Source organism: Acinetobacter sp. CIP A162, from assembly GCF_000367905.1.
GTDB classification, from domain to species: domain Bacteria; phylum Pseudomonadota; class Gammaproteobacteria; order Pseudomonadales; family Moraxellaceae; genus Acinetobacter; species Acinetobacter lwoffii.
The window spans coordinates 586,239-608,963 of record NZ_KB849158.1; the positions used below are offsets into that span (position 1 = coordinate 586,239).

18 protein-coding genes, 8 tRNA genes and 2 pseudogenes are annotated in these 22,725 nt (G+C 44.3%); 9 read left to right on the forward strand and 19 right to left on the reverse strand.

Annotation, left to right across the window (positions count from 1 at the left end):
• Window positions 1–11 precede the first annotated feature (11 nt).
• The 4 genes from F995_RS05510 to F995_RS05520 form a co-directional block, all read right to left on the reverse strand.
• Window positions 12–575, reverse strand: coding sequence for a TetR/AcrR family transcriptional regulator (locus tag F995_RS05510; protein WP_004645819.1), 564 nt, complete (start codon window positions 573–575; stop codon window positions 12–14).
• Window positions 576–717: 142 nt separating this feature from the next.
• Window positions 718–1,239 (reverse strand): acyl-CoA thioesterase, encoded by a 522-nt coding sequence (locus F995_RS05515; protein ID WP_004280680.1) that lies wholly within the window; start codon window positions 1,237–1,239, stop codon window positions 718–720.
• Between the two features lie 287 nt (window positions 1,240–1,526).
• Entirely contained in the window at window positions 1,527–1,703 is a 177-nt protein-coding gene (locus F995_RS16765) for a hypothetical protein (protein WP_004645820.1), read from the reverse strand.
• Window positions 1,704–2,042: 339 nt separating this feature from the next.
• The gene (locus F995_RS05520) at window positions 2,043–3,047 is read right to left on the reverse strand and encodes a patatin-like phospholipase family protein (RefSeq protein WP_004645821.1); all 1,005 of its coding nucleotides are present in this window, start codon (window positions 3,045–3,047) and stop codon (window positions 2,043–2,045) included.
• 123 nt (window positions 3,048–3,170) lie between these two features.
• Between F995_RS05520 and chrA the strand changes: the two genes are divergently transcribed.
• Entirely contained in the window at window positions 3,171–4,376 is a 1,206-nt protein-coding gene (gene chrA / locus F995_RS05525; RefSeq protein ID WP_004645822.1) for a chromate efflux transporter, read from the forward strand.
• Window positions 4,377–4,431: 55 nt separating this feature from the next.
• Here the strand turns inward: chrA and F995_RS05530 are convergent, their stop codons facing one another.
• Window positions 4,432–5,907: an alanine/glycine:cation symporter family protein gene (locus F995_RS05530; RefSeq protein ID WP_004645824.1), complete on the reverse strand. Its 1,476-nt coding sequence runs from the start codon at window positions 5,905–5,907 to the stop codon at window positions 4,432–4,434.
• A 45-nt stretch (window positions 5,908–5,952) separates the two neighbouring features.
• Window positions 5,953–7,191 (reverse strand): sodium/glutamate symporter, encoded by a 1,239-nt coding sequence (gene gltS, locus F995_RS05535; RefSeq protein WP_004280690.1) that lies wholly within the window; start codon window positions 7,189–7,191, stop codon window positions 5,953–5,955.
• Window positions 7,192–8,091: 900 nt separating this feature from the next.
• Between gltS and F995_RS05540 the strand changes: the two genes are divergently transcribed.
• Window positions 8,092–8,799, forward strand: coding sequence for a nitroreductase (locus F995_RS05540; RefSeq protein WP_004645825.1), 708 nt, complete (start codon window positions 8,092–8,094; stop codon window positions 8,797–8,799).
• A gap of 78 nt (window positions 8,800–8,877) precedes the next feature.
• Here the strand turns inward: F995_RS05540 and F995_RS05545 are convergent.
• Window positions 8,878–10,095: pseudogene (locus F995_RS05545) on the reverse strand (multidrug effflux MFS transporter).
• 138 nt (window positions 10,096–10,233) lie between these two features.
• On the opposite strand from F995_RS05545, the gene yccS reads away from it, so the two are divergent.
• The 4 genes from yccS to F995_RS05565 all read left to right on the forward strand — a co-directional run bounded on the left by yccS (window position 10,234) and on the right by F995_RS05565 (window position 16,739).
• Entirely contained in the window at window positions 10,234–12,408 is a 2,175-nt protein-coding gene (yccS, locus tag F995_RS05550; RefSeq protein WP_004645828.1) for a YccS family putative transporter, read from the forward strand.
• An 85-nt stretch (window positions 12,409–12,493) separates the two neighbouring features.
• Window positions 12,494–13,054, forward strand: a complete 561-nt coding sequence (locus F995_RS05555) for a YcxB family protein (protein WP_004645829.1) — start codon at window positions 12,494–12,496, stop codon at window positions 13,052–13,054.
• Window positions 13,055–13,224: 170 nt separating this feature from the next.
• Window positions 13,225–15,846 carry a PepSY domain-containing protein gene (locus F995_RS05560; protein WP_176580848.1) on the forward strand — a complete coding sequence of 874 codons (2,622 nt, stop codon included), beginning with the start codon at window positions 13,225–13,227 and terminating at the stop codon, window positions 15,844–15,846.
• A gap of 98 nt (window positions 15,847–15,944) precedes the next feature.
• Window positions 15,945–16,739, forward strand: a complete 795-nt coding sequence (locus F995_RS05565; RefSeq protein ID WP_004645831.1) for a YdcF family protein — start codon at window positions 15,945–15,947, stop codon at window positions 16,737–16,739.
• Window positions 16,740–16,764: 25 nt separating this feature from the next.
• Here F995_RS05565 and F995_RS05570 read toward each other — a convergent pair whose 3' ends face one another.
• The 11 genes and pseudogenes from F995_RS05570 to F995_RS05620 all read right to left on the reverse strand — a co-directional run.
• Window positions 16,765–17,226 (reverse strand): DUF2750 domain-containing protein, encoded by a 462-nt coding sequence (locus F995_RS05570; RefSeq protein WP_004645832.1) that lies wholly within the window; start codon window positions 17,224–17,226, stop codon window positions 16,765–16,767.
• A 72-nt stretch (window positions 17,227–17,298) separates the two neighbouring features.
• Window positions 17,299–17,374, reverse strand: a tRNA-Val gene (locus tag F995_RS05575).
• 105 nt (window positions 17,375–17,479) lie between these two features.
• Window positions 17,480–17,556, reverse strand: a tRNA-Asp gene (locus F995_RS05580).
• 12 nt (window positions 17,557–17,568) lie between these two features.
• A tRNA-Val gene (locus F995_RS05585) sits at window positions 17,569–17,644 on the reverse strand.
• A 69-nt stretch (window positions 17,645–17,713) separates the two neighbouring features.
• A tRNA-Asp gene (locus tag F995_RS05590) sits at window positions 17,714–17,790 on the reverse strand.
• A 14-nt stretch (window positions 17,791–17,804) separates the two neighbouring features.
• Window positions 17,805–17,880 (reverse strand) — tRNA-Val (locus F995_RS05595).
• 21 nt (window positions 17,881–17,901) lie between these two features.
• Window positions 17,902–17,978: transfer RNA gene (locus F995_RS05600), tRNA-Asp, on the reverse strand.
• A gap of 48 nt (window positions 17,979–18,026) precedes the next feature.
• Window positions 18,027–18,103, reverse strand: a tRNA-Asp gene (locus F995_RS05605).
• Between the two features lie 28 nt (window positions 18,104–18,131).
• Window positions 18,132–18,207: transfer RNA gene (locus F995_RS05610), tRNA-Val, on the reverse strand.
• A 493-nt stretch (window positions 18,208–18,700) separates the two neighbouring features.
• A complete protein-coding gene (elsL, locus tag F995_RS05615; RefSeq protein WP_004645834.1) occupies window positions 18,701–19,234 on the reverse strand; it encodes a cell wall-recycling L,D-carboxypeptidase ElsL in 534 nt (177 codons plus the stop codon).
• 125 nt (window positions 19,235–19,359) lie between these two features.
• Window positions 19,360–19,713: pseudogene (locus F995_RS05620) on the reverse strand (YbaN family protein); the annotation flags it as partial.
• 87 nt (window positions 19,714–19,800) lie between these two features.
• Between F995_RS05620 and F995_RS05625 the strand changes: the two are divergent.
• The 3 genes from F995_RS05625 (at window position 19,801) to dapE (ending at window position 22,199) form a co-directional block, all read left to right on the forward strand.
• Window positions 19,801–20,676, forward strand: coding sequence for a DUF1853 family protein (locus F995_RS05625; protein WP_004645836.1), 876 nt, complete (start codon window positions 19,801–19,803; stop codon window positions 20,674–20,676).
• Window positions 20,677–20,788: 112 nt separating this feature from the next.
• A complete protein-coding gene (locus tag F995_RS05630) occupies window positions 20,789–20,941 on the forward strand; it encodes an entericidin A/B family lipoprotein (RefSeq protein WP_004280704.1) in 153 nt (50 codons plus the stop codon).
• 121 nt (window positions 20,942–21,062) lie between these two features.
• A complete protein-coding gene (dapE, locus tag F995_RS05635) occupies window positions 21,063–22,199 on the forward strand; it encodes a succinyl-diaminopimelate desuccinylase (protein ID WP_004645838.1) in 1,137 nt (378 codons plus the stop codon).
• Between the two features lie 64 nt (window positions 22,200–22,263).
• Here dapE and F995_RS05640 read toward each other — a convergent pair whose 3' ends face one another.
• Window positions 22,264–22,722 (reverse strand): hypothetical protein, encoded by a 459-nt coding sequence (locus F995_RS05640; protein ID WP_004645839.1) that lies wholly within the window; start codon window positions 22,720–22,722, stop codon window positions 22,264–22,266.
• Window positions 22,723–22,725 lie beyond the last annotated feature (3 nt).

Consider the following 22,725-nt stretch of genomic DNA (forward strand, 5'->3'; position numbering starts at 1 on the left):
ATAGCACAAACTCAGGCTTGAACAGTGACCGGATGCAAGGCCAACTCGACCAGATTCTGGATATAGTGTTCATCTGGAATCCGGTTGAAAAAAATGATCTGGTAATGAATCGGGCCGTATAAGGTATCCAGCATCAAATCAAAAGGATAATCCGCGCGGATTTCTCCCCGTTCAATCGCTTGCTGAATCAGTTGATGGGTCTGTTGCCGACGTGGCAAGAGATATTGCTGAAAGAACTCACCTGCCAGTTCGCGGTGATTGGCAATCACTACCAGCAAAGCCCGACCGACCGGATGATTCAGCGCTTGAGATAAAGAACCGAGTTGTTGAATGAGATTGCTTTTCAGGCTTTTAGAGGTATCCAGCTCAAATACCGAAGCTGTATGCTGTTTGAAAGTGTACAGCACCAGTTCCGATTTATGTTTCCACCATCGATAAATCGTGGACTTGCCAACACCGGCACGTGCCGCTACATCTTCAATCGTCAGCTGATGATATTCACATTCTGCCAGCGCATTTGCGACCGCCTGCAATATACATTGCTGTCGTCGGGAACTTTTCTCGTCACTGCTCATATTTTTCTACTTAACTTTTCAGATTTAAAAACGATACGATACGTATCGTTTTATACTAAAATAAAAAATGGCAAAGCTCCAGCACTAAACTGAAATTAACGCAAAAAAAAGACCTTCAAACTAAGGTCTTTTCCATCCCGACTTAACTCTGTGCCGTCTTTTTATAAATGCTGCAAGAAGGATGATGATTTTCTTGTAAACGCGCGACTTTACGCTGTTCTGCTGCCTCAAAACGGCAACGTTTCCAGTCATTGTCCAGATTCAAGGCTGGAATCTGTTTCGGTTTACCATTTTCATCCACCGCCACCATGGTGAAATAGCAGCTATTGGTATGACGTACAGTTCTCTTTTGAATATTCTGGGCTTCTACACGAATGCCAATTTCCATTGAGGTACGGCCAACATGGTTGACACTGGCCAGGAAGGTCACCAGTTCACCAACATGAATCGGCTCTTTAAAATTCACCTTGTCTACAGACAAGGTCACGACATAACTGCCCGAATAGCGACTTGCACATGCATATGCGACCTGATCCAATAATTTCAGAATGGTTCCACCATGAACATTTCCTGAAAAATTTGCCATATCTGGCGTCATGAGAACTGACATCGTTAACTCTGACTGGTCATCTGATACTGCTGCAATTTGATCTAAAGGGGCCATCGTTTTCTTTGAACTCTTTGAATGACAAGGTTATCGCTTATTATTATAGCGTTTTTAACATGAATAAAATGTTCAATTCGGCAAATGAAGCATCACAATTATTGATATAGAAAATGTATTCATACAGAAAAAAATATATTTAATTGCTTAAAATCTCAGTTAGAAAGTTAAGTGTCAATAAATCAACACTTATTTATCTGGGGTTGATTACACAGCAACTGAGAATTTTTCACTGTTTTAAGCTCTGAACAAAAATAATTCAGGAAAATAAAAAGGCTCTGCGTGATTTAAAGTATCACTGGCCTGAGCATTTCCTGCGCCACGTTCTGATAACTTAAAATTTGTTGACCATCCAAGGTCGTTTCAACGGTAAAAGAACCATCCTGATGGGTCGCGGTCACTGTAAAAATATAGTGTTCGAATTGTGCCAGTTTGACCTGCTGTCCAATTTTAATATGCATCATGATGTCTACATCTGTGTAGTGATCTTTTCAAACTGCATTCTGGCATGAACATCGATGCTTTTGAATATTTGATCAACTTAAGTATACGAATAATAATATTAAAATTTTAATTTAAGACGAATAAGGCTTATTATTTAAAACAATATACTTATAATTCAATTTGTTATATTTAAAATTAATTTTATCTTTTGCGATAATTCCGACTGACTGATACACATAGGCAATCATCTTATCTTTTATAACAATCAGTTAAGCGTTACAGCCGATGATCCGTTATCCTTTTGAGTGAATATCCCTATACTGCGATATAGGGATAAACAGAAATTTCAAAAAAAAGATTTATTGAGCTTGATGTTCATGTACCACAAACTGTGGAATGCGATGTCCTTGAGCATAATCATGTTTTTGGTAGGCTTGTGAAATTTCCATCAACTTTAACTGGGTCGCCTCGGCACCAGCCTGCATGGTGAGTTCCCTGCCACGGACATCAAAGATATGGCCTTTTTCGCGTAAATCCGGCTGAATCACCACATCTGCATGCTTTAATTCTTCATGCGCCAGATGTTGCTGCATAATATTGATGTTCTGGTTAAACAGTCCCCAGACATTGCTGGTTTCCGTGTGAATGGGTTGTGCCAGAATATCTACCGCAATCACAATGTCGGCTCCCAACTCACGTGCCACATCGACCGGCACCGGACTGACTAGACCACCATCTACATATTCTTTACCTTGAATGATGGTCGGAATAAACATACTCGGAATCGAGACTGAAGCACGTACCGCCTGTCCGGTATTACCATAATTAAAAACGACTTTTTTGCCTTCTTTCAGCGCGGTTGCTACCACAAACATCGGGATTTTCATGGCTTCAAGCGGTGTTTGATCGACCTGCAAATTGACATAGTCCTCAACTTTTTTGCCATCAAAAAAGCCTTTTCTGGCCAGTTTGATATCACGAACATCATTCGGTCGCATGCTGAGAGCAATATTGCGCAGTTCAATCGCCGGTTTGCCACTCGCATAAATGGAGCCTACAATACTGCCCGCACTGGTTCCGACAATAAAATCGGGTTGAATACCCGCCTGTTCCAGTACTTCCAGCGCACCAATATGCGCATAACCACGCGCACCGCCACTGCCTAGGACTAAAGCAACTACCGGACGCTGTTGAGTTTGCTTGATCTTTTGAAAATCAATTTGATTTGGACGCGCCTGAGCTTCTCCGCGTTGTGCAGCAGGTTGCAGATGACTGGTCGCCGCTTGGGCTGTCATGGGGGTCGTTTGGCAAGCACTCAGGCCAAATGTACCCAGTATCACCATACTCAACACATATTTCTGCATGCAGAGAATGTCCTCATTAATCTAAAGCAGCATAGTGTATAAACACATGCATAAATAGTCTGTAGAATTTCGTAAAACTGTCATACAGTTCAGCTACTTTATCTTCATTTTTCCCATAACTGTATGCCTTCAATCTCACTGTATCGGATTTTCCTGATTTTCCTGCAACTGGGCTGCATTTCATTTGGCGGTCCGGCAGCACATCTGGTATTTTTTCACCGAAAATTTGTAACCCAACTGCAATGGTTGAATGACACCCAATACAGTCAACTGGTCGCTTTGGCACAACTTTTACCCGGGCCGAGCAGCAGTCAGGTGGGGCTGTCGATCGGTTATCTGCAACGGGGCTATACTGGTGCCGTGATCGCATGGCTGGGTTTTACCCTACCCTCAATGATTCTGATGACCTTGGTGGCGCTCTTGGGTCAAAGCTATTTCCATATTTTAAACTCAAACAGCTTTCATACCATCCAGTTAATTGTATTTTCTGTCATCGCCTGGGCATTCTGGCAAATGCTGAGAAGCTTCTGTAAATCAGCTTGGCAATATGCTGTCTTAATCCTCTCTGTCGCATTACTGATAGTCGTTTCAGTGAGTTTTAATCAGATTCTTGTGATTATGCTGGGCGCAATCTGTGGACTCTTGGCTGGATATTTTTCCCCATCAGATTCAAAACCTAAAGAAATTAACAAAACAGCAATCAGCTCGCCTTATATTCGATCTGCCGCTGCACCTTATTGGTTACTGGCATTTATCCTGCCATTTTTGCTGCTGCCCTTAGCTGGAAAATTATGGGGTGAATCGGAGCTGCAATTTTTTTCCAATTTTTATCAGACTGGCTCGCTGGTGTTTGGTGGCGGTCATGTGATTCTGCCTTTGTTACATCAGGACTTTGTCACGACTGGTTTAGTGAGTGCACAATCTTTTGATCTTGGCTATGCATTTGCCCAGCTTATGCCGGGGCCTTTATTCAGTTTTGCCAGTTATATTGGTGCTTTGCTGCCTTGGACGCCCTATGTCTGGCTGAATGCAGTACTAGCGACCTGCGCAATCTTTTTACCTTCATTTTTCCTGATTTTTGCCACCTTGCCCTACTGGTCATGGTTGATGCAGCAGCGCCATATTCATCAGGCGGTGATGGGCATCAATGCTACGGTGGTGGGGCTATTGCTGTATTTATTGCTGGATCTTTCACAACGTTATTTTAGTTATGGCTCCGACCTGGTCTTTGTCGCGGTGATGATTGCTCTGCTACGCTCAAAACTACCGGTCTGGTTCAGCCTGATTTTAGGCTTTGTGCTTTATCAAAGTTATTTAAATTTCTTTTAAATAAAACTTTGGCACAAAAAAAGCCCCGAATGATCGGGGCTTTTTGCTTCAAGTCTTACCAGATATCTGATTTGACCTTGTCTTTAAATTTAGGATGGTTATCCAGTTTAAATTCAGGCTCTTTCACACCACGCTTCAACTGACCGGTATAGTCTTTGAGCAACATCAGCAGGAAGGGCATCAGCAACAGGATTGCGATCAGGTTGATACTTGCCATCACGCCCATGAACAGATCTGCCATATTCCAGATCAATGGCACACTGGCGATAGAACCGAAATACACCATGATCAAAACAAAAATCCGGAAGATCAGCATCACCCGGCGATTGTTATTGATGAACTGCACGTTTCCTTCGGCATAGGCATAGTTACCAATAATTGAAGAATAGGCGAACAGGAATAGAATCAAAGCCAGGAAGTCATCGCCCCAAGCCCCAATCTGGCTTTCCAGTGCCATCTGGGTCAAGGTCACGCCTTCAAAGCCTGCATTTTCATACAGACCCGAAACCAGAATAATAATCGCGGTACATGAACACACCACAAAGGTATCTACAAATACTCCGAGCATCTGTACCAGACCCTGGTTGACCGGATGTTTGACATCGGAAGCTGCAGCGGCGTTCGGTGCCGAACCCATCCCTGCCTCGTTAGAGAACAGACCACGCTTGATGCCCATCATCATGGCCATAGATACCATGGCACCAAAGAAACCACCAGCGGCGGCTTCAAACTCAAAGGCTTTACTGAAAATGAGCTGGAAGATGGATGGGAGCAAATCGTAATTGATGACCGCAATATACAAAGCCACCGCCAGATAAAGCACAGCCATAAACGGCACAAAGCTTTCCGCGACTTTTGCAATCCGTTTAATTCCGCCAAAAATGATCACCGCAGTCATAAAGACCAGAAACAATCCGACCCAGGAGATTTCCAGATTCAGGCCGCCTAATGGCAGAATCAGGTTCGCCTGATCCCAGCCCCAGGCATGAGAAGTCGCTCCGGTAATGGCATTGGCCTGAACTGCATTGAAGACAAAACCATAAGTCGTAATCAATGCAATCGCAAAGACAATCCCGAGCCATTTCTGTTTCAGGCCTTGAGTAATGTAATAAGCTGGACCACCACGGAATTGCTGATTTTTGTTATCTCGCACCTTAAACAACTGTGCCAAAGAGGATTCAACAAAAGCAGAACTCATGCCCAAAAAGGCAGTAAACCACATCCAGAACACGGCACCGGGGCCACCAATCGCAATCGCAATGGCGACACCCGCGACATTGCCCACACCGACCCGGCTTGCCAGTCCAGTGACAAAGGCCTGAAACGGGGTAATGCCGTGCGTATCCTGAACCTTGCCACGGCTATTTTTCATGACTTTCATGCTGTGCCAGAACAAACGAATTTGTACTGCACCGGTCATGATCGTGTAGAAAATACCAACTGCGACCAGAAACACCACCAGAAAATCCCATAAAGGGCCATTCAGGGCATTAATCCAGCCGAGTAAGGTTTCATTTAACTGATCATTCATGTCACATCCTTATGAGCCTATGACTCATCGTATCAGGCATAAAAATTATGCAAAAAACTTCAAAATCATCTGAATAACAGTAGCATTGATTAAGTCAACGAAGAACGCACCACATAATGGAACAATCAGGAAGGCCTTATGCGACGCACCATACATATTGGTAATCGCCTGCATATTGGCAACCGCTGTTGGCGTTGCGCCCATACCGAAACCACAATGACCTGCTGCAAGTACCGCAGCATCGTAGTTTTTGCCCATGATGCGGAAAGTGACGAAAGCTGCATACAAAGCCATGGTGATGGTTTGCGCACCCAGAATCACCATGAGTGGTCCTGCAAGGTCAGCTAATTGCCATAATTTCAATGATAACAATGCCATCGCCAAGTACAGCGACAATGAAGCATTACCGAACACATCAATCGCGCGATCGAAAATCTGAACTTTGAAAATACCTTCCAGTACATTACGCAGAATGACACCACCCGCCAATGCCCAGACAAATGTTGGCAGTTCAAACGCAGTACCTTTACTGAAACCCGTCATAAACTCTGCAAAAGCCAAACAACCTGCGAACAGGCCCAAGGTCGTGATTGCATTATCAGCGGTAATTAAACGCACCTGATGCGGATATTCAAACGGTACATATTCGTTGGTCGTGCTATCCATTGGTGTATTGTCACGCTTTTCGATCTGCTGATCGGTACGTGCAGTAGCCAGGTTATGACGATTGATCAGTAATTTGGCCAAAGGTCCACCAATGATCCCGCCGATGATCAGACCGAAAGTCGCACTGGCCATACCCAGTGCCAAAGCACCCTGAATGCCATGTTCAACTTCAAAAATCTCCCCCCATGCACCCGCAGTACCATGACCGCCGGTTAAGGTAACTGAACCTGCAATCAGGCCAATCAGTGGGTCAATACCAAGCAGTGTTGCCAGACTCATACCGACTGCATTTTGCAAAACAATAAAAATCGATATAGCAAACAGGAAAATTACCAGACCGACACCGCCTTCACGCAACTTGGAAAAGTTGGCACTCAGACCGATCGAGGCAAAGAAGATCAGCATAAAACTGGTTTGTAGCTCTGAACTGGTGGTGATGCTGTATCCCCACAGTGAATGCACCAGTAATGAGATAATCGCAGCAACCAAACCGCCTGCAACCGGCTCAGGAATATTGTAGCGCTTTAAAAAATCGATTTTATTAACCAGGAATCGGCCGAGTAACAAAACAATGACTGCGGCAATCAAGGTATAAAATGCGTTAAAAGTAAAATCCATAATTTTTTGCCCAAGATGATTTTGAATTTTTTATTTTTCTAAAAGTTATGGAGTGCGCTAGATTTCTAGCTCGCTCATTAGATGTTCATCTGGAAATATCCTGATTTGATCTATTACCTTTAGAAAAACAAACCGATTTATCATCTCTTTCAAACTTATGAATATCATCATCACGATCATATTCAACAAATGAGAGATTTATAAAAGCAACACCTTTTCTATTCCGATACTCAGTCTGTTGTAAAATTGCAGACAATTTTCAAACAAACGCGCATGCTGGTAAAAAACTGTGTTTTAAGCTCAAAAAAACATTCAGTGCTTGATGAGTGCTTTCAACCTAAAGACTTCATTCAAGCCATCTGGAATCGCGTTATTTAAAACAGATCTTAATCACGAAACGCATGAATTAAGATGAAAAGTCGTACATTATGCTGTTTCTTCGTATCAGGTTTTATTTCTTTTTATTAGCAATAGTTAATTTACCTATAAAAAATAATTATAAATTCTCATTTTTATATGAAGATTAATCTATATTTTAATTCAAAAAAAATATTAATCTTTTACTCGACACAAAATGAAACAGGGATCTTGAAATTAAATTATCTTGATTTTCAGTCAAAATAAACCAGTTCTCTGTGTGAAATTGTTATTGTTGAATGGTTCAAGCACTTGGGTTTTAAGCCATTTTTTAAATCAAAGACCAACTTTATGACTAAATCCATTGCTATCACTTAGGCGATTTATGCTCAGCTAAAAGAATGCGAAATTTCATTATTCAAGTCATTTTGCTGATAAATTGTTTTTTCAGCTGGCGAAGAATGAAATTTTCCTATCCCCCGTTCTGTTTGTTTAGTTTATAGTCATTGCAAACTCAATAAGGATATTCGACTGGACCTCATAATGGATCAAAATCTTGTTCATGCTGTAGATCACACTATCACCTCTCGCCATTCAGTGCGTGCTTTTTTAAATACTCCCGTTAGTACAGACACCTTAAAAGAGATTTTGACGGTGGCCAGCCGCGCACCCTCAGGAACCAATACCCAACCCTGGAAAGTGTATGTGGTAACAGGTAAAAAGCGTGATGAACTCGTGCAACAGGTTTGTCAGGCACAAATGCAAGTCTATGCAAATCCGGAATTGTCGCAGCAGTATCAGGAAACTTTTGCCTATTATCCTGAACAATGGATCTCGCCATTTATTGAACGTCGTCGTGAAAATGGCTGGGGCTTATATGGCTTGCTGAATATTCAAAAAGGCGAAAAAGAAAAAATGGCGCGTCAGCAGCTGCGTAATTTTGAACTATTTGATGCACCTTTCGGCCTATTTTTTACTGTACATCGTTCTTTGGCCATTGGTTCCAAAATGGATGTTTCCATGATGATCCAGAATGTCATGCTGGCCGCAAAAGCCCGCGGTCTGGACACTTGCCCGCAGGCAGCCTGGAATCATTTTCATCCGATCGTGCTTGATCTGGTGGGTGCTCCTGTCGATGAAGAGCTGGTCTGCGGTATGGCACTGGGTTATGCCGATCCAGAACAGATTATTAACAGCTTTATTACCCCGCGCGTTCCTGTAGAGGAATTTGCTGTGTTTATCGATGAGTGATGCAAGCAGGGCTAAGTCAATTGACTTAGCCCTCTGTACAATCCAGCATTTTCAATATTTGTAGAAAACGCCCAGCATTTATGCATTTTTCAAGATTGGCATCTTTATTTTAAAAATCGCCCAAGCGGAAATACCTACAAAAACCAGCATGATCAATGCCATATTTAATAAGGCATGCCAGATCAGAAAATTCAGTAATACACCGCCCAATAAGCCACAAAAAAATTGCATACTGCCCATAATCGCACTGGCGGTTCCCGCCCGCTCGCCTTGTTCAGCCATTGCCAAAGCCATGGCATTCGGACCAGTAAACCCGATAGATGCCACCACAATAAACATGCCTAACAACACCCAGAACACAGAATCGACGTCCAGACAGCCCAGTAAGATTAACCCTAATACACCAGCAGACTGCAGACACGTGCCGATTTTCAGGCGCTGCAATATCGAGAATCGCCCAGCCAGACGTTTATTCAAGGTCGAAAACAGCATGATCCCGAAGGCATTGGCACCAAAGGCATAAGCAAACTGTTGCTCGGTCAGCTGATAACGATCCATCAGAATGGCAGAAGAAGCACTGATATAACAGAACATCACCGCACCGGAGAAACAACTGGCATAGAGCGGGCGTCGAAAGCTTGGATCCTGAAAAATAGTACGGTACAAACTTAATACCTGTTGAAAGTTCAGCTTGAGACGGCGTTCTGGTTCCAAGGTTTCTTTAAATAGAAAATGTACACAGGCCAGACTCAACAGACCGCAGCCCATCAGTACCACAAAGATCATGTTCCATTCATAAAACATCAACACCCAGGCGCCCAGACTCGGGGCGATGATTGGCGCAATGGCGGTCACAATCATCATGCTGGCAAAGGCCTGAGCTGCTGAATGCATATCCAGACGATCACGAATTGCAGCGCGTGCCATAACCACCCCGACACAGCCACCGAGGGCTTACAGAATCCGTGCAGCGATCAGACTCCATTCATCCTGCGCAAAGACACACAGTAAACTTGCCACAATGTATAAACACAGCCCAAAATACAGTGGCGGTTTACGCCCAATCCGGTCACTAATCGGACCATAAATCAGTTGCCCGATCGCCAGACCGAAGAAATAAGCCGGCAGGCTATTGGAAACCATCTGGGTACTGACACCAAAATCTGCTGCCATGGCCGGTAAGGCCGAAAGATACATATCAATGGATAAAGGCCCGAGTGCACTCAGTGTCGCCAGCAACACAATCCAGGACATGGCATAAGGTTGTTGTACTATTTTATTCGATGTCATAAGCATGAAGATTTAAAGCGTTAATATGCAGACAAATTATTACAGTGCATAGTATGATTTAGCCTGAAATGAAGATATATAAATATACTATTTTCATTAGCCTATTCAGATTCAGCTCTAAGACTGCAGTATAAAGGACGACCTTTGAAATCTTGGCTCACTCGTCTCAAGCAAACCACCTATAACACGACCTTGATGTATAACCTGCGCATGATGACGGCATTTGCAGGTACCGCCTTTGTTCCCTATTTTATGGGACAACAATTGATGACAATTCCACTGACTTTAGGCGTGGTCGCTGCCGGTTTAAGCGATATTGATGACCGCTTTTCGGTGCGGATTTTAAATCTGCTCTACACCTACATTGGCTTCTTTATTACCGCAGTGGGCGTATATCTGCTCTTTCCTTATCCCCTGCTGTTTGCTTTGGCCTTAATTGTGTCCTGTATTGCCCTGATTTTGCTGGGTTCACTAGGGCGACGCTATGCCACGATTTCTTACGGCTGTCTGGTGATTTCCGTTTATTCCATGCTCGGGGTAGAGCTGTTTGATGAATGGTATAAACAGGCTGGTTTATTGGTCATCGGCGCGATGTGGTACGGTCTGCTGTCGACCCTCAGTTTCCTGATCTTCCCTGCCCGGTTGGCGCAAGACAAGCTTGCCATTTCCTATTCTGCGCTCGGTGACTTTTTATATGCCAAGTCCAATCTGTTTGATGTGGACATGACCCCGAAAAGCTATCAACAAAGCATGATTGAACTCTCGCTGGAAAATGGCAAACTGATTGCGATTTTTAATGAAATGAAAACTGCCCTTTTGACTCGCCTGAAAGGCGACCGTGGGCAAAAAGATACCCGTCGCAGCCTGCAATATTATTTTGTGGCGCAGGATATTCATGAACGTGCCGATTCAGCGCATATTGATTATCAGAAACTGGCCAAGATTTTCCAGCATAGCGATATCCTGTTCCGCTTCCAGCGCATCATGTCAATTCAGGGCAAAGCCTGTAAGGACCTGAGTGAAAGTTTGCTGATGCGCAAACCTTATGTACATAACCAGCGCTTCAAGCATGCCTTTGATAACCTGAGACAGTCTCTGGATAAGTTACGTCAGGAGCAGCAGTATGATCAGGTCTGGATCAGTGCCCTATTTGCGCTGTTTCAAAACCTGAAATCGATTGATGCCCAGTTACGCAACCTGGAAACCGAGCAGAATATCAAGTCCGAGCGTTTCAAACATATCGAGAACCAGCTTAGAGATGATGATCTGAAAAGCTGGGATGACATCAAGATTCGGATTAAGCAGCATCTGACCCCAGAATCGGTGCTGTTCCGGCATGCCATTCGCCTGTCGATTGTGCTGCTGATCAGCTATATTTTTGTACAGGTCAGCAATATTGAATATGGTTACTGGATTTTATTGACCGCACTCTTTGTCAGCCAGCCCAACTTTAACGCCACCAAACGGCGTTTACGTCTGCGTATTATCGGTACGTTGGTCGGTATTATCCTCGGTTATGCCATTTTATATTTTGTGCCGTCCATCGAAGGACAATTATTGCTTCTGGTACTGAGTGGGATTCTGTTCTTTGAATTGCGCAGTAAACAGTATGCACAGGCCACCGCCTTTATCACGATTTTAGCCCTGATCAACTTCAATCTGGACGGTATGGGCTATGCCGCGGCCATCCCGCGTATGATCGACACCTTGATTGGCTGTGCGATTGCCTGGTTCGGCGTCAGCTTTATTTTTCCAGACTGGAAGTTCCGACGTTTGCCGCGCAGTATCAAACGCAGCTTGCAGGCAGAAGCAGATTATTTGAGTGAAGTAATCGAGCAGTATAAATCGGGACGTAATAATGGCCTGAAATATCGGATTGTGCGCCGTGCGGCCCATAATACCGATGCCGAGGTGGCTTCACTGATTTCGACACTGGCCACTGAACCGGATATTGATCCAGTACAAAAATCGCTGGCCTTTGAGTTCCTGTGTCTGAATCATACTTTTATCAGTTATATTGCTGCGCTGGGTGCACACCGGGAAAAAATTGAAGATCAGGACATTCTGAATTTACTGGACAAAGCGCTTGAGAACATTCGTGGTGCATTGCTAAGAGATGAAATGCCCGATTTAAGTGCACAAAATATGATTGCCCATATTCGCCAGCGCCTGGCTCAAGATCAGGAGCAAGATCAGAAATCCCTGATCATTTTGCAGCAACTGTCTTTAATGTTCAGCATTTTAAAGCAGTTGAGCCAACTGAAACAAAGTTTGAGCCATGAGCGTGATGAACAGGCAACTGAATTAGGTTCATTATAATTTGGCTGATTTTGGAACAATATACTCACTGAATTGGTACAATTAGTGCTAAACTTTTTACAGTTTAAAATCTGCTAATTTCATTATGACCGCGAAAAATTTATACGCTTATACCCTACAGCCTGTGAACTATGAAATTTCAGAAGCCGAGCAGCGTCATGCTCAGCTGGTGATCTGGCGTAGTACCAATAAAATTGGCATGAAAGCATGGCTGATCATGGGTGCTGTTGTTGCACTTTCTATTCTGGGCATTCTGATCCTGAAGAACTATTCTACCGTGTTCTGCTGGGTGGCCATTGTCTGTGTGGTGTTGTATTACCTGATCCGTACCTTTGGTCTGGAATGGTATGTTAAACGCAAGATGAATGAATTTCCGGTACAGGAAATCAAAGGTGTTCGCCTGGGCGTGCAACCGCACGGCATCGTGATGCGCCAGAAAATGGGCATGCAAGAAGGTGTTGGCGCGATTAGCTGGAAAGACATCTATGAATGGTATAACACACCAGAATTCATGTTGGTCAATTTCAAGGTAAAAGGCCAGCAAGGTGCGTATATCCTGCCGAAACGTCTGGACAGCAAAAACTTCTCTTTCGCCACGATTCGCAAGCATCTGGAAGCAGAAGTGGGCGCAGCAAAACAAATCTAAACTATTCTTTCTTCAGCGAAAAACCTCCTGCCCCGGCATGGAGGTTTTTTTTAATCTTAAAATAATAAATGATAATGAGAATAAATATTATCCTCAACATCTATAATTCAGGTTTAAACTTCAGTTATAATTTTGCCACTTTTATAGATCTCACCCTTAATCTGACGACCATGTTTAAAAAGACATTTTTCCAAATCCACTGGTTTCTGGGGATTACAGCAGGTTTAATCCTCTCGATAATGGGGGTCACTGGCGCAATCTATTCCTATGAACAACAAATATTAAAATGGATGAATAGCGACAGTTATACGGTTCAGGTTCAGCAACGTGACAAACTCACGCCTGCCGAGCTGTATCAGCACTTTAACCGTACTGCGCCTGACATGAAGATCAACAGTATTACCGTAGTACAAGATCCAAGTGCTTCGAGTACCGTGAATGTTGCCAAAGAAGGCGCACGGCGTGGCCAGAACATTATGATCAACCCGTATACTGCGGAAGTCTTGCCAGAGATTAAGGGTCGGGAATTTTTCCAGTTTGTTCAGCAACTGCATCGTAATTTGACGGTTGGTCCGGTGGGTAAGCAGATTACCGGTGCCTGTACCCTGATGCTGATCTTTTTTGTCTTGTCAGGTCTGTACCTGCGCTGGCCGAAACGTCATTCGATCAAGCAATGGTTCTTTGTAAAACCTCAACTGAAAGGCCGTAATTTTATCTGGGATCTGCACGCTGTTGTGGGAACCTGGGTGGTGATTTTCTACCTGATTCTGGCCTGTACCGGTCTGTACTGGTCTTATGACTGGTGGCGCAATGGCATGTTTAAAGTGCTGGGTGTGGAACGCCCGCAACCGGAAATGCAGGCCAATGCCGGCAATAACCGTGGTGAAGGACGTCCAGGCGGTGAACGTGGTCCGCGTGCCGAAGGTGAAGTACGAGGCCAAGGTGGCGAACGCGGTGCTGGTGGTGAAGGCCGTGAAGGTCTCAGCCCTGAAGCTACTGTCCGTGCATTAGAGCAGAGCTGGATTGGCTTTAACAATGAATTTTCAGATAAGTATTCTACCGTAACGTTTAACCTTCCGAAAAAACCGGATGGCGAAATGCAACTGAACTTCGTCGATCCGATCGCTCAACATGAACGTGCACGAAACAGTGCCACTTATAATTACCGGACAGCTGAATTTACCGAAGTCGAGCTGTATGAAGACAAAAAGTTCAATGAAAAGATCATGAGTAGCATGTTACCGGTACATCGTGGCAGCTTCTTCGGCCCGATCTACCAGTTCTTTGCCATGGTCGCAGCCTTGTTGATGCCGTTATTCTTCGTAACCGGCTGGATGCTCTATCTGAAACGTCGCAAACAGAAACGCTTAACGCTGGCAGCACGTCAGGGTGCGACTTTAGTAAACCTAGATGAAAATTCCAAACCGTGGCTCATCGCGTATGCGTCACAAACAGGGGTTTCTGAGCAGCTGGCTTGGCGTACAGCAACTGCCCTGCAGGAAGCGCGTCAACCGGTAACCGTCAAGCCGGTACAACAGCTGACGCTTGCCGATTTACAGCAAACTGAACAGGTATTATTTGTTGCCAGTACCTATGGCACGGGCGAAGCACCGGATCTGGCTTCTTCTTTTGAGAAAAAAATCCTGTCTGCTCAAGCTGATCTCAGTCATTTAAGTTATGCTGTATTGGCCTTAGGTTCTCAGGAATATCCAGACAGCTATTGCAGTTTTGGTCACCGTATTGATCAGTGGTTAAAACAGAATGGTGCCCAGCAGCTATTCAATACAATTGAAGTCGACAATGCCAATAACGAGCATATCCAGCAATGGAATACTGCACTGGCACAAGTCACTCGACTTGAGCTACAAGCGATGAGTATCGATAAGACCTTTGATCACTGGAGTTTGAGTAAACGTGAAGTCCTCAATCCGGGTAGTCTGGGTGCGCCTGCCTTCAATATCGAACTGACCCCTGAGCATGAAGCCGTCTGGCAAGCAGGTGATATTGCAGAGGTTCAACCAGGGAATAGCCCAGAACATATTCATGCATTTATGCAAAAGCACCAGATTACAGCCGGTACACAAGTACCTTCTATGCAACAGAATATTGAACAGGCCCTCTGGGATCGTGATCTGACTCAGGCTGAACCTTTTGATTCTCTGGATCAGCTCCTCACGCAATTACCGACTTTGGCAACACGTGAATACTCGATTGCCAGTATTCCAAGTCAGCAAGTTTTACGTCTGGTGGTACGTCAGCAAACCGACACGAATGGTAATCTCGGTCTGGGTTCAGGCTGGCTGACCCAGCATGCGGCTCTCAATGCGCCCATTGCACTGCGTATTCGCAACAATGAATCTTTCCACCTGATTGATGACAACCGCCCAATTATCTGTATTGGTAATGGTACCGGTATTGCTGGACTATTAAGTCTGCTCAGTGCGCGTAACCGTCAGGACTATAGCCAGAACTGGCTGATTTTCGGTGAACGTCAGCGTGAACATGACTTCTTCTTTGAAGAAACTATTCAGGCCTGGCTGCAAATGGGAACCCTGAAGCGTCTCGATCTTGCATTCTCTCGCGACCAACAGGAAAAAGTCTATGTACACCATAAACTGCGTGAACAGGCTGAAGAACTAAAAGCCTGGATTGCACAAGGTGCGGTGATTTATGTTTGTGGTAGCATCAATGGTATGGCCAGCGATGTGGATCAGGCCCTGACCGAGATTCTCGGTGAAACAATGCTAGATCAATTACGTCTGGATGGACGTTATCGCCGTGATGTATATTAAGATAACCTGATATGCTAAAAACCGGGCTTAATGGCCCGGTTTTTATTGAAGATGCAAAAGCAATAATAAGAATATGAATAAGAAAAAAGGAACCCTGGATGCTCAATCAACTTAAACGAAGTCTTAGCCTGATCTTTGGCTTGATCCTATGTATCAATAGCGTCTGGTTACTGAGCCAAGGTCAGAGGCATTTTGCTATTGCCCTGTCGATCTTCATTGGGGTGGCACTCATCCTGTACGCCTTATTTTTTTCATCTATTCAGCGCTGGAAACAGAATTCCCGATTTAGAACCTTGTTCTGGAACAGTCTCTGGGGCGGATTTTTATTCTGGATAATCAGTGTCGCGGCTTTCTTTGTTTATATCCAGATGTCAATCAACCCGAATATTCCGGCACGACCTGCTGCAGCGATTTTAGTATTAGGCAGTGGCATTAATCAGGGTCAGCCCTCACCCATCTTAAAAAATCGTCTGGATACCGCAGCAAAATATGCAGAACGATATCCAAATACTTTAATCATTATGACCGGTGGACGAAATTTCCGGGAGAGACAGAGCGAAGCTGAAGTCATGCAAAGTTATATCTACACGAACTATCCGCAGCTCAAAAACCCCATTAGCTTAGAAGATCAAAGCAGAAGTACCCAACAGAACCTGCAATATTCTCAGGCAATCCTAAAACAGCAACATATTGATCGAAATGAGCCCATTGCGATTGTCACTAGCGATTTTCATAGCCCTCGTGCCCGTGCCATTGCCAGACATCAGGGTTATCAACAAGTCATCAGCCTGAGTGCCAGCACACCCCAGAATGTTCGCTATAATTCCTGGTTACGCGAATATTTTGCTTTGATAAGTGGCTGGCTACTGAATGAATATTCATTGTTCCAATAAACAAGCTGTTTTAAAAACAATAAATTTAATTTAAACGGATCTGCCTAGGCAAAGGCATATCCGGATTTTTAAACAGTTCCGGCTTTTGTACATAGATCTGATACAGATAATTTTTAATATCAAGTAATAATTTTTCCGGTGCCACCAGAATATTCTGCCCTTCCGGGGTCAGGTCAAGCGAAACAATGGTACTTTCCTGACGTAAAAAGGGAATGACTTTCTCTACAAAATCCTTGAGACCAATTTCCTGAATCTCGTAATTTTCCCAATTGTCTTTAATCAACAGTCGAGCCAGACCTTTACTTTGCCAACAGGCAAATGCGCGTTGTCCGGTCGGCGTGGCACATAAGGCCCACCCATCCTGATAGAGTGCAAAAATGCCAGCATTAGCAACAATGGCTTCAATATATTGCTTATAAAGCTGTTGAGGATCGAAAGCAGTTTTTTGGGATTTGGTCGCGGCTTTGCGCTGATAGGGATTTCTCATGGTCGTGAAATCTTAATATTATTATAATACAATCAGATTCTAAGGAATAAATAGAGTTGAAGCAAGAAGATATGGTGGGCGCTGACGGGATCGAACCGCCGACATTCTGCTTGTAAGGCAGACGCTCTACCAACTGAGCTAAGCGCCCTGAGAAAACAACAACGTTGTTTTAAATGACGCAAGACCAACAAGGAATATAGTCTTGGTATCTTGAAAACTCAGATCTCAGGAATCCAAGCTTTTCATCTTAAGATGGCGCAGCGGACGGGGCTCGAACCCGCGACCCCCGGCGTGACAGGCCGGTATTCTAACCAACTGAACTACCGCTGCATCGTAAGAATCTGGTGGGCGCTGACGGGATCGAACCGCCGACATTCTGCTTGTAAGGCAGACGCTCTACCAACTGAGCTAAGCGCCCTGATAAAGAGTGTCAATCTTTAGTTTATTAAATTCAGGCTCAGGGACCTCAATTTAATTTCTTTTGAAATGGCGCAGCGGACGGGGCTCGAACCCGCGACCCCCGGCGTGACAGGCCGGTATTCTAACCAACTGAACTACCGCTGCATCGCAAAAGAATCTGGTGGGCGCTGACGGGATCGAACCGCCGACATTCTGCTTGTAAGGCAGACGCTCTACCAACTGAGCTAAGCGCCCTCAAAAGGTCTATCGTATAAATGGCGCAGCGGACGGGGCTCGAACCCGCGACCCTCGGCGTGACAGGCCGATATTCTAACCAACTGAACTACCGCTGCATTTACACAATGTCGCTATTGTGGCAAACGAAAATCAAGATCTTAAAGTGGCGCAGCGGACGGGGCTCGAACCCGCGACCCCCGGCGTGACAGGCCGGTATTCTAACCAACTGAACTACCGCTGCAACTATAAGGTCTCAACATGAAAGAGCTTGGTGGGCGCTGACGGGATCGAACCGCCGACATTCTGCTTGTAAGGCAGACGCTCTACCAACTGAGCTAAGCGCCCTTTCTAAACGTCTATCATCGTTTGATGGGTGCATTATAGAGAATCTGCACAGCCTGTCAAACGCTTTTCGGAATGTTTTCCACTTTTTAGGTGTGAGTGATTAAAAAATAGGTTGTTTGTTAAAAAAAACAACACTTTTTGTTTATTTTTTAAGTCTCTACCGAAATTTTTTAATTTTCAAAATGAAAATTGAAGCGAAATTTTGTGTTTTACCCTGCGAAGTTTCAGTCTAACCACACGACATATTCCAATTCTGATTAAGGATTATACAAAGCTTTAAAATACTCGACGTTGTGTTCATGTAATCTTTCAACTGTCATTTATTTTTATTCAGAAAATGCCAGTAAATCTAAACTTCAAATAATCATTTAACCCATTCCATGCGATAAAAATACCATCTGGATCAGATTAATCAATCTTTTCTGCTGTCTCCACCAAGCAGATTCAGTCCATAAAAACAAAACCATTTTCACATAATCTTAAAATCTAACTTTTATTCGCTTTTCGAAACATTCAGCCTGCCCAGATCTAATGCCTGTTCTGAAATATAGACCAGTGCATCTTCACTGATCAGGTCAAATAATTCAGCGACTTCCGGATTACGCATACGGATACAGCCGTGCGACAGCGGCTCTCCCATGTTTTCGGTTTCTGGGGTGCCATGAATATAGATATAACGCTGATAGGTATCGCAGCCCTCGCCTTGATTAAAACCCGCTTCAAGGCCACTCAGCCATAAAATGCGCGTCAGGATCCAGTCCCGCTGCGGGAATTCTGCCGCCAATTGGGGATTATAAATTTCACCCGTCGCCTGACGTGCGACAAATACACTATTTAAGGGAGCATTCTGACCAAACTTTTCAGCAATCTTGTGCCAGCCACGAGGAGTCTTGCCACTATTTTCAGTTTCACCAATGCCATTTTTGCCACTGGAAATCAGATATTGCTTGTTTAGACGGGGCAGATACAGTTTTTGTTGGGCAAGATCAATCAGGATATCGGCTTGATCCAGATGCAAGGTATTCATGACTTGTTATTCTCAGACTCTATTTTATTTGGCTTTATAGGGTTTAACTGATTATCTTCAGATGGCGCTGTTGGTAGATCTGTCTTTTCTGGGTCAACTGTATTTTGCTGAATAAGGATCTGATTCGGTTCAGGGCGTCGCCATAACCAGATCGCGACGATCAGCATCGTAATATTGGTAAAGGCTTTTACGGCCAAGGGTGCAGTAGTAAACAGCATGATGATCCCGCTGATCAGCATCATGATACTGGCCAGCCATTTGGCCTTACGCGGTACAGTACCGTGGGCACGCCAATCTCTTAAGGTCGGACCATATTTGGGATGATTCAATAACCAGTCATCCATTTGTGGCCAGCCTTTGGATGAGGCCCAGGCGGCCAGAATCAAAAAGACCGTTGTTGGCATACCCGGCAGGATTGCACCGATAAAGCCCAGGATCACAAACAGCACCACCAGACTTCGCCAAAACAACACTTTCATACATCAACCCTAGCCGCAGAATTCAGGTAGTATAAAGCGTTTTCCGATACTGTCCGTTGTATTTCTGCACTTTTCACAGGTTGTACTATGCCCTTTTCCAATTTAAACCAAAATCTTGTAGAAGCATGGCAACGTTATCAACATCCTCTGGTGCGTCAACTGGCATTTGCTGTTGGCAGTCCGAATATCTTGTCCCATGTTCCAGATGAACTTGAGCTCATACATCGTTTTGAACTGCATGACAGCCAAACCTGGCAGCAACATCTTAGCCGTTATCATCCACGCTTGGAATTTCTTGATCAGCACCCAGAAGAATTAATCGAATTTGTGCAGCAACTAAAAAGCACGCGTTTAGGGCTGCGTTTTGAAATGCTGGTCTGGTTCTGGTTACTCGATGATGCTTATCACCCCTATCGACTGCTTGGCCATAGTCTGCAAAAAATTGAGGGTGCCAAGACCTTGGGTGAGCTGGATTTTCTGCTATTGAATACTGCTACAGGACAAATTGAACATTGGGAAGTGGCATTGAAGTATTATCTGGCCGAAGCCGATTTTAGTCTGCCGCATTGGTATGGCCTGAACCGCACCGATACTTTAATCAGAAAAATGAAACATTTCACACAAAAACAATTCCAGTTTGATGAGGCTTTGCAGCATCCCATTCAAAAACGGTATTGCGTCCTCAAGGGACAGCTATATTTGCCTACACATCATGCTGATCAACCAATTCCCTCATGGATCAATACCGAGCGTCGTCTGGGCTTATGGGGACAGCATATTCCTGCTGCACAGCACGGTTTCTATCGTCTGCAACGACATGAATGGATTTATCCGCAAGCCCGGCCGAGCAGTTCAGCTGCGATCTGGTGGACGGATGGCCTCTATAAAAAGGTCGATAGCAATGACTTTTATATGTATCGCAATCCGGTGCTGATCCAGCATCCATCGCATAAGCCCCTATAAAGCATTACATTTATTAACCGAAGCACTATGAAAACCACATATTTTTTAGAGCGTATATTTTCTACTCTAAGTCCCACATCATAATAATTTTATTATTGATTATACGGAGATGATGATGAAAAAAATTCTTGCTGCTTCATTAATGATGGCTTTTGTATTGACTGGCTGTAACACCGTAAAAGGCATGGGCAAAGATGTGTCTAAGGCTGGCGATGCGGTAACCAATACTGCTGAAAAAACCTCTGACGAAATCCGTCAAAACTAGTTTTTTCCTAAACGCTCACAGAACCCTATCCCAGATAGGGTTTTTTTATATCAGTCGTTCACATTCAAGCCTATATTCGCCTATTATAGAACCGAAAAAATTATCGACTGTTGAATACCGTATGAGCTCTTCCGCTACCCTCGATTTAAGCCTGCAACTATTACGTCAGCCTTCTGTCACACCGATTGATCATGACTGCCAGAACATCATGGCTGAACGTTTAAAGAAGATTGGCTTCAATATTGAATCCATGCGCTTTGAAGATGTAGATAATATCTGGGCACGCAAAGGCACAGAAGGTCCGGTCTTCTGTTTTGCTGGCCATACCGATGTCGTGCCAACGGGGAATCTGGATGCCTGGAACTCAGATCCTTTCTTACCTGAAATCCGTGAAGGCAAACTTTATGGTCGTGGCAGTGCCGATATGAAGACGGCTTTGGCAGCCATGGTAGTCGCAACAGAACGTTTTGTTGAAAAATATCCGAATCATAAAGGTTCAATTGCCTACCTGATTACTTCAGATGAAGAAGGTCCGTCGATTAATGGCACGGTGAAAGTGATTGAAACACTGGAAGCACGTAATGAGAAAATCACGTGGTGTCTGGTTGGTGAACCTTCAAGCACTAACAAACTAGGTGATATTGTTAAAAATGGCCGTCGTGGGTCTTTGAATGCCAATCTCACAGTCAAAGGCAAACAGGGTCATGTGGCTTATCCGCATCTGGCCGTGAATCCGATTCATAGCGCCTCTAAAGCGATTGCTGAACTGTGCGACACAGTCTGGGATCATGGCAACGAATATTTCCCGGCGACGACCTTCCAGATTTCCAATATCAATGCAGGTACAGGCGCAACCAATGTTGTTCCCGGCACCATGAACCTATTGTGCAACTGGCGTTATTCAACTGAAGTGACTGCCGAAGAACTTAAATCCCGTACACTGGAAATTCTGGATCGTCATGGTGTGGACTATGATGTTTCCTGGACTTTATCTGGCCTGCCTTTCCTGACCCCGGTCGGTGACCTGGTAAATGCAGCTAAAACCGCCATTCTGAATGTGACAGGGACTGAAACCGAACTATCCACTTCGGGTGGCACCTCAGATGGTCGCTTTATTGCGCCTACAGGTGCACAAGTGCTGGAACTTGGGGTGTTAAATGCCACGATTCATCAGATCAATGAACATGTCGATATCGCAGACTTAGAGCCATTGGCTGAAATTTATGAACAGATTCTCGTGAATTTACTTGCCAATTAAGTAAATTCATAACACAATAAAAAAGGAACTCCATGGAGTTCCTTTTTATATTTTATAGTTTGGATTACAGTCCGATTGAAGCCTGAATATTCGTCATATTCGGAATATGGAAAAGCTGTTCGTTCATACGCACATATTGAAAGATGGCAGGATCATTCACGGGCTGATCGACATCGACCACTTCGGAAATACGAATCCGGATGGTTTTCGGCATTTCATTGCACATCAAGGCAAAGCGCTGAGTGATTTCATCACCCTCAATCACCAGTGCCACTCCATTTTGACGTAAAGGATCATTCACTGCATAAACTGGCAATTGTGCTTCATGCCACTCCACTGTCTTAACCTGCGTATTGCTATCCAGTGCTGACAGGACAATATTTTGTGGCAATAGCATCGGATCTTTGCCATGACAGTCAATAATATAGGCATCAATAAATCCGGTCGATACCGTAATCAGATGCTGAAGTTCCTGCTGGCTAATCTGATCAGCCATTTTGCTGTTCGAATTGGTCTGACTCATATA

Excerpts from the sequence above, each read along its gene's own strand:
- F995_RS05520 (WP_004645821.1), bottom strand. The coding sequence starts at position 3,047 with ATGCAGAAATATGTGTTGAGTATGGTGATACTGGGTACATTTGGCCTG.
- elsL (WP_004645834.1), bottom strand. The coding sequence starts at position 19,234 with ATGAATACCTTGCATCTGGATCAAGCCGATATCCTGATTGATCTTGCC.
- F995_RS05540 (WP_004645825.1), top strand. The coding sequence starts at position 8,092 with ATGGATCAAAATCTTGTTCATGCTGTAGATCACACTATCACCTCTCGC.
- F995_RS05510 (WP_004645819.1), bottom strand. The coding sequence starts at position 575 with ATGAGCAGTGACGAGAAAAGTTCCCGACGACAGCAATGTATATTGCAG.
- F995_RS05570 (WP_004645832.1), bottom strand. The coding sequence starts at position 17,226 with ATGAGAAATCCCTATCAGCGCAAAGCCGCGACCAAATCCCAAAAAACT.
- F995_RS05565 (WP_004645831.1), top strand. The coding sequence starts at position 15,945 with ATGCTCAATCAACTTAAACGAAGTCTTAGCCTGATCTTTGGCTTGATC.
- F995_RS05640 (WP_004645839.1), bottom strand. The coding sequence starts at position 22,722 with ATGAGTCAGACCAATTCGAACAGCAAAATGGCTGATCAGATTAGCCAG.
- F995_RS16765 (WP_004645820.1), bottom strand. The coding sequence starts at position 1,703 with ATGATGCATATTAAAATTGGACAGCAGGTCAAACTGGCACAATTCGAA.
- F995_RS05630 (WP_004280704.1), top strand. The coding sequence starts at position 20,789 with ATGATGAAAAAAATTCTTGCTGCTTCATTAATGATGGCTTTTGTATTG.
- F995_RS05555 (WP_004645829.1), top strand. The coding sequence starts at position 12,494 with ATGACCGCGAAAAATTTATACGCTTATACCCTACAGCCTGTGAACTAT.
- dapE (WP_004645838.1), top strand. The coding sequence starts at position 21,063 with ATGAGCTCTTCCGCTACCCTCGATTTAAGCCTGCAACTATTACGTCAG.
- chrA (WP_004645822.1), top strand. The coding sequence starts at position 3,171 with ATGCCTTCAATCTCACTGTATCGGATTTTCCTGATTTTCCTGCAACTG.
- F995_RS05560 (WP_176580848.1), top strand. The coding sequence starts at position 13,225 with ATGTTTAAAAAGACATTTTTCCAAATCCACTGGTTTCTGGGGATTACA.
- gltS (WP_004280690.1), bottom strand. The coding sequence starts at position 7,191 with ATGGATTTTACTTTTAACGCATTTTATACCTTGATTGCCGCAGTCATT.
- F995_RS05625 (WP_004645836.1), top strand. The coding sequence starts at position 19,801 with ATGCCCTTTTCCAATTTAAACCAAAATCTTGTAGAAGCATGGCAACGT.
- F995_RS05530 (WP_004645824.1), bottom strand. The coding sequence starts at position 5,907 with ATGAATGATCAGTTAAATGAAACCTTACTCGGCTGGATTAATGCCCTG.
- F995_RS05515 (WP_004280680.1), bottom strand. The coding sequence starts at position 1,239 with ATGGCCCCTTTAGATCAAATTGCAGCAGTATCAGATGACCAGTCAGAG.